We start from the raw sequence: 9248 nt of genomic DNA on the forward strand, positions 1-9248 counted from the left end.
CCCTCAACAGGAACGGCCCCACCGCCCCCAGCGCCAGCAGCGGAGGCACCGCCACTAGCACCACCAGCCCCACGCGCCCCATGGCCTCCAGCGGACGCCCCGTCATCACCGCCGCCGTGGCGCCCGACAGCAGCGCCCGCGCGAGGAAGGGCAGGGCGGCCAGCAGCAGCGCCGCGACACACAGCGCCATGCGCAGCGGCTCCAGTCGCTCCGCGCGGTCCGCCCAGCGCCCGCCCAGGTGCGCCCCCAGCGCCAGCCCTCCCAGCACCAGGGAGATGAGCGCCGCCCACACGGGCGTGCTGCTCCCGAAGTAGGGGGCCACCAGTCGCGAGGCGGCCATCTCCGACGCCATCACCGTGGCGCCGGAGAGGAAGGACAACCACGTCAGTGAAGAGGGCTTCATGAGCGGGGGCCGGATGAGCAAGGCCCGTTCCATACTCAACAGCCCGTAACTCCGCGGCCCCAGGGGGAAGTCCCCGGGGCTCGGGTGACAAAGTCGTCAGTGGCTCACGGCTTCACTGACAGCCGTGTCGCGCTCAGCCCTTGAAGGGCAGTGGTGCGACCTTCACGGTGTCGGGCCCACCGGCCAGCGTCAGCTCGGTGCCGGGCTCCAGCGAGTCGCGGTGCACGTAGCCCAGGGCCACGCGCTGTCCCTGGGACGGGGAGCGCACCACGCTGGTGAGCCAGCCCACCTTCTTCTCGCCCCGGCGCAGCTCCATGCCGGGCGCGGCGTCGGCCTCGCCCAGGAGCAGGCCCGTCAGCTTGCGGTTCATGTGCCCGCGGAAGGTCGCCCGGGCGATGACCTCCTGCCCGATGTAGCAGCCCTTGTTGTAGGAGATGGCCCCGGTGAGGTTGGCCTCCATGGGGATGGTGGTGTCCACCATGTCCTGCCCGTACCGGGGGACTCCGGCCTCCACCCGCAGGAGCTCCAGCGCCTCGAAGCCCAGCGGCTTCAGGCCTGGCTCCGCGCCCGCCTGGCTCAAGGCCCGCCACACGGCCTCGACGCCCGCGCGCGGCACCCACACATCGACACCGTGGGGCTCCACCGAGGTGTTGCCCACCAGGATGACGTCCTGGCCGGCGAGCGTCAGGGGGCGGGTGGCGTGGTGCGCCAGGGGGGAGAAGCCCTCGCCCAGCACGCTCGCCGTCCGGGGACCGAGCAGCCGGAGGATGGCGTACTCGCCCGTCGCCTCGTGCAGCTCCGCGTCCTCGGAGATGAGGTATTTCTCCAGGAACTCCCGGACCTTGGCGCCATGGCCCGGCTCCACATCCATCAGGAGGTCTGCCTCCCGCTTGAGGATGCGGGCATCCGCCACCATGGCCCCTTTCACATTCACCAGGGCGGCGTAGGTGGCGGCTCCGACGGGGAGGTTGTTCACCTCCTGGGTCACCATTCCATGTAGGAAGGAGGCCCTGTCCTCCCCCGTTATCCGGAGGATTTCGCGGTAGGAGGCGTCGTGGAGCGCCACGGCCTCCCGGGCGGCGCGGTAGCCGTCCTCGCCGTTGCCATATCCGGCCACGACTTCCCGGCCGCGCACATCGATGAAGCGGGCCCCCGCTTCTTCGTGAAGAAAATGCAGAGACAGCGGTTCCATGTCCGTCGCTATATAGAGGCGAAGGAGCGAATGCCACGATGGATGTGAAGCAGCTGTCGTCCTTCCAGGACTTCTCCCCGGAGAAGCTCCGGAAGCTCAACGTCTTCCAGTCCGAGCGCTTCTTCCTCGACGTCTACTGCCTGGCGCCCGGGCAGGCGCAGAAGCCGCATCACCACGCCACCTCCGACAAGGTCTACGTCGTCCTGGACGGCCGCTGCCGCTTCCGCGTCGGTGCCGAGGAGGAGGTCCATGGTGTGGGCGCGGCTGTCTTCGCCCCCGCGGGTGCCGAGCACGGTGTCGCCAATGAAGGCCCCGCCTCCGCCCGTTTGCTCGTCCTGATGACCCCGCCCCCGGAGCACGCATGAGTCCGAAGTCCTCTCCCCAGAAAGCCGCCACCCCCGTTCCCTTCCGTGTCGGGGTGGTGTTGCTGGTGCTGGGCGTGGCCGCGAGCGTCCTGTCCGTCTTCCAGTGGAGCCAGTTGCTCACGCTGCGCGCCGGTGGTTCCACCGTGTGCGGCGTGTCCGACACGGTGAACTGCGAGACGGTGTGGAACTCGCCGTTCGCCACCCGCTTGCATGAGCTGTTTGGCATCCCCGTGGCCGGCCTGGGGCTGGTGTGGGGCCTGACGGTGGTGGCGCTGTCGGCGCTGTACCTGGCGCGCGCTCGTTCGGGCAAGCCCGTGGCTCCGGCGGCGCAGGGGCTGAAGCTGACGGCCGGCGCGGGTATCGCGTCGGTGCTCGTCTTCGCGTTCGCGAGCTTCCAGACGGGCGTGGTGTGCCCCACCTGCCTGGGGACGTATGCGCTGGTCGCGGCCATCGCGGCTGTCGCGTGGAAGGGGCTGCCGGCCGCCGGTGCGGGCCAGTGGGTCCCCGCGCTGCAGTGGACGGTGGGCGTCACCGTCGCGGTGTTCATCGCCGTCTTGCTGCCGGGCCGCTCGCTGTCCTCGCCGCAGCCCAAGGCGGGGTCGCTGTTGCCCGTGGCCTCGTCGTCTTCGACGACGCAGGCGGCCACGCCCGCATCGCTGGAGGCGTACCTGCGCGGGCTGCCGATGGAGCAGCAGCAGTTCATCTCCAACGCGCTGGCGCTGTACCGGCGGGACGTGCCGAAGGCCGCCGCCGCGCCCGCGCGTCACCGCTATGGGCCGGTGGACGCGCCGGTGAAGATTGTCGAGTGGACCGACAGCAAGTGCCCCCACTGCAAGGCGTTGGTGGAGGAGCTGGCGGTGCTGAAGAAGCGCGTGCCGGAAGGCAAGCTGTCGCTGGAGGCCCGGCAGTTCCCGTTGGATGGCTCCTGCAACCCGGCGATGCCCAAGCGCGGGCCGGACGCGCCCAGCGTGCGGTGCGTGGCGGCGAAGGCGCAAATCTGCCTGGAGGGCGCGCCGGACTTCTGGGAGCTGCGGGAGAAGCTCTTCGCGGCGCAGGCGGTGCTGGATACGGAGCGGGTGATGGAGATTGCTTCGTCCGGCTCGATGTCGCGGATGCAGTTGGATGCGTGCATCTCCAGCGCGGCCACGGCGGCGAAGATTCAAGAGGACACGTCGTATGCGCTTCGCTACCAGTTCACCGGCACGCCGTTGGTGGTGGTGAACGGGCGGCAGGCGATGCCGTCCGCGCCGTTCCTGTACGCGCTGGTGATGGCGGATGGGAATCCGAGCGCGCCCGCGTTCGACGTGCTGCCTCCGCCGCGCGCGATGCCGCAGGACGACCACGCGGGCCACAACCACTGAGCAACGGCGGGCGGTCTCGTCATGGGCAAGCGTGACAAGAAGGACGAGCCGGCGGCACCGGTGGGGCCGTTCCACAATCCCTTCGCCGCGCTGGCGGCGAAGCGGGAGGCGCTACCGGTGGGCCCCGCGGCGCCTGTCGCTGCGCCCGCGCGCAAGCCCGAGCCGAAGGGCCCGGCGCGCGCGGTGGTGCGGATGGAGCGCAAGGGGCGGGGTGGCAAGGAAGTCACCGTGGTGGAGCACCTGGAATTGCCCGTGCCCCAGCGCGAGGTGTGGCTCAAGGCGCTGAAGAACTCGCTGGGCTGCGGAGGCGTGGTGGAGGACGACACGCTCGTGCTCCAGGGAGACCAGCGCGAGCGACTGCCCGCGCTGCTGGAGGCGCGCGGCGTGCGCAAGGTGACGGTGGGCTGAGGCGCGGACACGAAAAAGCCCGGGCGCCTTGAGAGGCGACCCGGGCTCGTGTGACGGCGTGGGCCGTCGTGACTGCTACAGCGCGGCGATGAGGGCGTCCGTGAACTCGCGCGTCGTCGCGCTGCCACCCAGGTCGCCGGTGCGAATCTTCCCCTCACCGTAAACCTTGTGGAGGGCACCCTCCATGCGCCGGGCCTCTTCGCGCATGTCCAGGTAGTCCAGCATCATCACCGCCGACATCATCAGCGCGGTGGGGTTCGCGATGCCCTTGCCCGCGATGTCCGGCGCCGTGCCGTGGACCGCCTCGAAGACCGCCGTGCGCTCGCCGATGTTCGCGCCCGGCACCATGCCCAGGCCGCCCACCAGACCGGCGCACAAGTCACTCACGATGTCGCCGTAGAGGTTCTCCAGCACCATCACATCGAAGCGCGTCGGGTCCTTCACCAGCTGCATGCAGAGGTTGTCGACGATGACTTCCTCGTAGTGGATCTCCGGATACTCACGGCCCACCTTGCGGCAGCAGTCCAGGAACAGACCGTCCGACAGCTTCATGATGTTCGCCTTGTGGACGCCGGTCACCTTCTTGCGACCGTGCTTCCGGGCGTACTCGAAGCCGAAGCGGGCAATCCGCGTGGACGCCTTCTCGGTGATGATCTTCAGCGACTCCACCACGCCCGGGACGATGATGTGCTCCAGGCCGGCGTAGAGGCTCTCCGTGTTCTCGCGCACCACGACGAGGTCCACGTTCTCGTAGCGCGTCTTCACGTTCTGCACGCTCTTCACGGGCCGCAGCGACGAGTACAAATCCAGCCGCTTGCGCAGGCCCACGTTCGCGGAGGGCAGACCGCCGCCCACCACCGTGCCCGTGGGGCCCTTCAGCGCGACGCCGCTGCGCAGCACCGCTTCCACCGTCTCGTGGGGCAGGTTGGTGCCGTACTTGGCCACCACTTCCGCGCCCGCGTCCTTGTGCTCGAACTCGAGCGGTACCTTGAGCGCCTCGAGGACGCGGATGGTGGCCGCCATCACCTCGGGGCCGATGCCGTCTCCATTGATGACCGTGACAGTGCGGGTGTTCGCCATGGGTGCGGATTCACAGCACAAATCCCCTGGACCCGAAAGGACGAAAACTACCGGCGTACAGGGCCAGGCATGGGGTCCATGAGCCAGGCCCCGGCCCGGGGCCGCCCGGAGGCCGCCCAGGGTGCAAAGGGGCCCCTCAGTGCTCGGACGCGGAGTCTGGCCGCCGGGCGGGTCTGCGGGTGGGCCGGTGGCGCCGGCGGATGGCGTAGGGCCGGTAGAACGACTCCCACAGCGCGGCGCGTCGCCCCCGGGGGCGTGTGCGCAACTCGCCCAGGGGCGCCCGGATGAAGAACGAGGAGATGAACAGGTAGGTCGCGGTGATGGTGATGAACACCAGGATCAACATCACGATGGGGCCCGGAATCCAGGCCACGTGGGCCCGGGTGACGAACTCCAGGAAGTCCACCGGCGGCTTCGGGTGGCTGTAGACCTTGAAGAACCACGTCACCAACAGGACCATCAGGATGGGGCCGTAGGTGCGGTTGAGCCGCGTGGAGATGGCGGAGAGCAACGAGAGCTGGATTTGAGGGCGGGACATCTCCACCGCCAGCTCGCGCAGGGCGTCCGGGTCCACCGGCTCGCGGCGCAGCATGGGGGCCCACCAGCCGTCCTCCAGCAGGCGCACGCGCCGGTTCCACAAGTCGTAGTAGCGGTAGCGCCGCGCCTCGACGAGCAGGAACGACACCACCATCCAGATGCCGACGAGGAAGGTGACGTGGGAACTCTGCGGCGTCGCGAAGCCGAAGGAGATGACGGCCGCCGTCGTCGTCAGTGCCCAGTTCGTCGTCGTGTCCAGGCGCGTGCGCCAGGTGTCGGAGCGGCTCAGCTCGCCCCGGAAGAGCTGCGCCATGGCCTGCTGCGACAACCAGGGCGACTCCAAGAGGTCGTTCTTGATGGGCTCGTTGAGGGGCATCCGTTCCCGGAAGGTGGGACGGGGCGCGGGTCGATGCAACGGCTCGTCCGGATGATCGCCCCCATGTGAGCGCGCCCGCGCGCACGCCCTGCTTCCCGGTGGGCGAGCAGGCGGCCTGGGACACCGGCGGCGTCGGTCCCCTGGAGCGGGCGGACAGGCGGGGGCACGGGTGGCCATGGCGGGCGGGCATGCCCACCTTGGCGACTTGAACGTGGCCCGGCTCAATCCCATCGAAGCCCTGTCGGAGCTGCTCCAGGGGGAGCAGGAGCGCGTGGCGCGCCTGTGGGCCAAACGCCTGCGCGCGGAAGTCTACGAGGTGGAGATTCCGGGCCGGGACTTGCGTGCCCCACTGCGGCGACTGGTGGGCGAGATGGCGCGCCTGCTCAAGGACCGGGGCGAGGACGCGGTGCGCCTGTGGCCGGAGGTCGCCCGTTCCCACGGCGCGGACCGGTACACGCAGAACTTCGAGCCCGAGGACCTGACGCGCGAGTTCAAGTCCCTGGAGTCGGTGCTGCTGCACGTCTACGCGCGCCACCACGGCGGGCTGATAGAGCCGGAGGTCGCCGGCCTCATCGCGGAGCTGGTGTGGGAAGGGGACGCGGCGGCGCAGGCGTCCTATGCGCGCATCCTGAAGACGGAGGAGGTGCGCTTTCGCGAGGCGGCGGTGATGGAGTCGGTGCTCAACCACGTCGACGTGGGCATCCTCCTGGCCGAAGTGGACGGCACCGTGTCCTTCGCCACGCCGCCGGTGAGCCGGCTGATGGGCGTGCCCATGCGCGCGGTGGTGGGCGGGCGCGCGGTGAACACCGTGTCCCCGGTGCTCACCCAGGTGAACGCCCGGCACCTGACGGGCGAGCCCTTCAAGGTCGCCGACATGCCCTTCGTGCGCGCGCTGAAGGAGCAGGGCCCGGTGCGCGGGGTGATGATGGTGGTGGAGCGTCCCGGCGGCGGCGAGGTGACGCTGGAGATGAGCGCCACGCCCGTCTGGGAGGAGGAGGGCGAACTGGCCGGCGCCATCCAGACCTTCACCGACCGCACCGAGTCCGCGAACAAGACCAAGGCGCTGGAGAGCGCCTACGGCGAGCTGCGCAGGCTCCAGGGGCGGCTGCTCCAGCGCACCCGCCAGCAGGCGCTGGGACAGCTGGCGGGGGGCGCGGCGCATGCGCTCAACAACTTCCTCAACGTGCTGCGCCTGCGAATCACGCTGCTCCAACGCGAGTACAAGCCCGAGCACCTGGAGGCGTTGGACAAGACGGTGCAGCAGATTGGCGAGCTGGTGGCGCGGCTTCAAGAATTCAACGTCCAGCGCACCGAGGAGCGGCCCGTCGACGTGAAGGTGGACCAGACAGTGCGCGAGTCACTGGAGCTGGCGCGCGGCGAGCTGGAGCAGCGCGAGCACCCGGTCTACGTGGAGCTGGACCTGCACGACCCGGGCGCGGTGCGCGCGGACGCGGCCTTCTTCCGCGAGCTGGTGGTGAACCTGCTGCTGGCGGCCAGGGACCGCATGGAGGAGGGCGGCCACCTGAAGCTGGCGACGCGCGCGGAAGGCAGGGAATGGCTCATCCTGCGCATCCAGGACGAGGGCCCGACGTATGCGGCCGAGGAGCTCTCGCACCTGTTCGACCCGCTGCGCAGGGACCCGGGAGCGCCGCAGCTCTCCTTGTACCTGGCGGTGGCGCGCGCGCAGGTGCAGCGCTGGGGCGGCGAGCTGACGGCGGAGAACGCGACGACGGGAAAGGGCGCGGCCTTCGTGGTGCGGCTGCCGCGCGTCCACGAGCAGTCGTCCACGTACGAGCCCACGCGCACCCCGCCGAGCGGCACGAAGGCCGTGGCTCCGGCGGCGCCCCGGCGCTTCCAGCAGACGCGCCGCGTGCTGGTGGTGGACGACGACCTGGACAACGCGCGGATGATGGCCGAAGTCCTGGGGGAGGAGGGCTACGAGGTGCAGGTGGCCCATGACCCCCATGTGGCGCTGGAGATGTGGGACCGGCGCCGCTTCGACGCGGCCCTGTTGGACGCGGTGATGCCGGAGATGAGCGGCTGGGAGCTGGCGCGCGAGCTGCGCGAGAAGACGCCCCACGTGCTGCTCGCCATCGTCACCGGCATGGACGTACGCGGGCAGAACCGCGCCAGCCTCGCGCTGGTGGACGCCGTGTTCCGCAAGCCCATCGACGTAGGCGCGCTGGATGACTTCCTCGCGCAGACGGAGGGCGGCTCGGGCGGTGAGGCCGCGCAGGCCGCAGGAGAGTCGTCCGCCGACGCCGGCGAGAGTCCCGATACTCCGCCACGGCACTGAGGCCCCGCGGGTGGACCGCCCCGAGGTCCAAGGAAGGAGGGGCAACGGGGGCCGCCGTCGCCTGGAGACCCTCGCCGGCCGCCCTCGCGGACGGTCTCGGCGTCACGTGAGCCGTGCGCGCCTACGGCTCATGTCGGGTCAGGACGTGCTCCACCGCGACTTTCGGCGCGGCCTTCATTTCGTCCCGGCGGTGAATCACCTGGTCATGCGGAACGCCGAGGGACTTCGCCACGTCCACGAAGCTGAACTCGGGATGGCTCGGGGTGCGGTATCCGGCTGCGAAGCAGGCGCATCCTGCCTGACGGGTTTTGCTCAAACCATCCAACCCCAGGGCATGTGGGTGTCGACTGGGGCGGTGTCTGTGTATGTCGAAAGCCCATCATGTCTGGGTGGGTTGGAATGCTTGTCTGGCAATGGAACCCGGGGGCCGGTGCGGGGTGGGTTCGTGAATCACGGCCGGGCGTCTAGAGTCGTGTGGGTGAGCGTCTTGCTGGAAGTGGAGCGCATCCGCCGCAAGGTGGAGGCGGGTGAGGTCCTGAGTGACGCGGAGCTGGAAGCGCTCCGCGCGCAGGCACAGGGCAGTGAGGGGCCGACGCCGAGGCTGGCGCTGGCGCATGCCCTCATCAACGCGGGCGCGGACCGGGAGGCGCTGCCGCTGCTGGAGGCGTTGCGGCGCGACTTCCCTCGGGACGTGCCAGTGATGTTGGGGTTGGCTCGGGCGCTGCTCGGGCTGGAGCGAAATGGGGACGCGGAGGCGCTGCTGCGGCAGGCCCGCGCGCAGGAGCCCGGGGACCCGGAGGTCCTCAAGGTGCTCGCGGTGCTGGCGCTGCGCAGGGGCGAGGTGGAGAAGGCCCAGGCGTACGTCACGGATGCGCTGGCCAGAGACCCGTTCGACGCGGAGACGCGGCTGTTGAAGGCGGAGCTGGAGGCGGCGGAGCTCCCGCCCCCGGCCGTGCCCGAGGAGCAGGTGCTCCGGCCGGAGTTCACCGCCGCGCTGGCGGGCGCGCTGGGACGGGCGCGGGTGGTCTTCCGGCGGCAGGGAAAGGACCTGCTGGTGAAGCTGGCCACGGGCGGAGTGGGGCGCGTGGACGTGGGCTCGCTGTACGCGGCGTATCGCGAGGCCCCTGGCTCAGCGGGGTTGGGCCCCTACGTGGAGTCCCTGGCCTGTCTCTTATACACACCTGAGATAGCGCCGTCGTATTAGGTTAGGGAGATTCGTTTTGCATTCTT

Annotated in this window: 9 protein-coding genes and 1 pseudogene; 5 read left to right on the plus strand and 5 right to left on the minus strand. The window is 70.1% G+C overall.

Annotated elements, in window-relative coordinates:
- On the minus strand, positions 1 to 403 hold a 403-nt coding region (locus FJV41_RS45425), incomplete at its 3' end, for a fused MFS/spermidine synthase (RefSeq protein ID WP_181791395.1).
- A 133-nt stretch (positions 404 to 536) separates the two neighbouring features.
- Entirely contained in the window at positions 537 to 1595 is a 1059-nt protein-coding gene (gene ygfZ / locus FJV41_RS45430; protein ID WP_141648880.1) for a CAF17-like 4Fe-4S cluster assembly/insertion protein YgfZ, read from the minus strand.
- A 38-nt stretch (positions 1596 to 1633) separates the two neighbouring features.
- Here ygfZ and FJV41_RS45435 point away from each other — a divergent pair, with 38 nt between their 5' ends.
- From FJV41_RS45435 to FJV41_RS45445, 3 genes are read left to right on the plus strand one after another with little or no spacing between them, the layout of a single operon-like run.
- Positions 1634 to 1960 carry a cupin domain-containing protein gene (locus FJV41_RS45435; protein WP_141648881.1) on the plus strand — a complete coding sequence of 109 codons (327 nt, stop codon included), beginning with the start codon at positions 1634 to 1636 and terminating at the stop codon, positions 1958 to 1960.
- Positions 1957 to 3321: a vitamin K epoxide reductase/DsbA family protein gene (locus tag FJV41_RS45440; RefSeq protein WP_141648882.1), complete on the plus strand. Its 1365-nt coding sequence runs from the start codon at positions 1957 to 1959 to the stop codon at positions 3319 to 3321. The genes FJV41_RS45435 and FJV41_RS45440 overlap by 4 nt, the downstream gene beginning before the upstream one ends.
- 21 nt (positions 3322 to 3342) lie before the next feature.
- A complete protein-coding gene (locus FJV41_RS45445) occupies positions 3343 to 3729 on the plus strand; it encodes a translation initiation factor (protein WP_141648883.1) in 387 nt (128 codons plus the stop codon).
- Positions 3730 to 3804: 75 nt separating this feature from the next.
- Here FJV41_RS45445 and FJV41_RS45450 read toward each other — a convergent pair whose 3' ends face one another.
- Together FJV41_RS45450 and FJV41_RS45455 are read right to left on the minus strand one after the other, a co-directional pair.
- Entirely contained in the window at positions 3805 to 4809 is a 1005-nt protein-coding gene (locus FJV41_RS45450) for an isocitrate dehydrogenase (NAD(+)) (protein ID WP_141648884.1), read from the minus strand.
- Positions 4810 to 4945: 136 nt separating this feature from the next.
- The gene (locus FJV41_RS45455) at positions 4946 to 5722 is read right to left on the minus strand and encodes a DUF2270 domain-containing protein (RefSeq protein ID WP_141648885.1); all 777 of its coding nucleotides are present in this window, start codon (positions 5720 to 5722) and stop codon (positions 4946 to 4948) included.
- Positions 5723 to 5897: 175 nt separating this feature from the next.
- Between FJV41_RS45455 and FJV41_RS45460 the strand changes: the two genes are divergently transcribed.
- Complete coding sequence (locus FJV41_RS45460; protein ID WP_246137823.1) at positions 5898 to 8018, plus strand: hybrid sensor histidine kinase/response regulator; 2121 nt, start codon at positions 5898 to 5900, stop codon at positions 8016 to 8018.
- A gap of 121 nt (positions 8019 to 8139) precedes the next feature.
- Here the strand turns inward: FJV41_RS45460 and FJV41_RS52810 are convergent, their stop codons facing one another.
- On the minus strand, positions 8140 to 8334 hold the full coding sequence (locus tag FJV41_RS52810; protein ID WP_181791393.1) for a hypothetical protein: 195 nt from the start codon (positions 8332 to 8334) through the stop codon (positions 8140 to 8142).
- Positions 8335 to 8496: 162 nt separating this feature from the next.
- On the opposite strand from FJV41_RS52810, the pseudogene FJV41_RS45465 reads away from it, so the two are divergent.
- Positions 8497 to 9192: pseudogene (locus FJV41_RS45465) on the plus strand (tetratricopeptide repeat protein); the annotation flags it as partial.
- Positions 9193 to 9248 lie beyond the last annotated feature (56 nt).

Source organism: Myxococcus llanfairpwllgwyngyllgogerychwyrndrobwllllantysiliogogogochensis (assembly GCF_006636215.1).
GTDB classification, from domain to species: domain Bacteria; phylum Myxococcota; class Myxococcia; order Myxococcales; family Myxococcaceae; genus Myxococcus; species Myxococcus llanfairpwllgwyngyllgogerychwyrndrobwllllantysiliogogogochensis.

What these genes read in the sequence shown, in the direction of transcription:
- ygfZ (WP_141648880.1), bottom strand. Translation starts at nt 1,595, where the DNA reads ATGGAACCGCTGTCTCTGCATTTTCTTCACGAAGAAGCGGGGGCCCGC.
- FJV41_RS45435 (WP_141648881.1), top strand. Translation starts at nt 1,634, where the DNA reads ATGGATGTGAAGCAGCTGTCGTCCTTCCAGGACTTCTCCCCGGAGAAG.
- FJV41_RS45460 (WP_246137823.1), top strand. Translation starts at nt 5,898, where the DNA reads ATGGCGGGCGGGCATGCCCACCTTGGCGACTTGAACGTGGCCCGGCTC.
- FJV41_RS45455 (WP_141648885.1), bottom strand. Translation starts at nt 5,722, where the DNA reads ATGCCCCTCAACGAGCCCATCAAGAACGACCTCTTGGAGTCGCCCTGG.
- FJV41_RS45445 (WP_141648883.1), top strand. Translation starts at nt 3,343, where the DNA reads ATGGGCAAGCGTGACAAGAAGGACGAGCCGGCGGCACCGGTGGGGCCG.
- FJV41_RS45440 (WP_141648882.1), top strand. Translation starts at nt 1,957, where the DNA reads ATGAGTCCGAAGTCCTCTCCCCAGAAAGCCGCCACCCCCGTTCCCTTC.
- FJV41_RS45450 (WP_141648884.1), bottom strand. Translation starts at nt 4,809, where the DNA reads ATGGCGAACACCCGCACTGTCACGGTCATCAATGGAGACGGCATCGGC.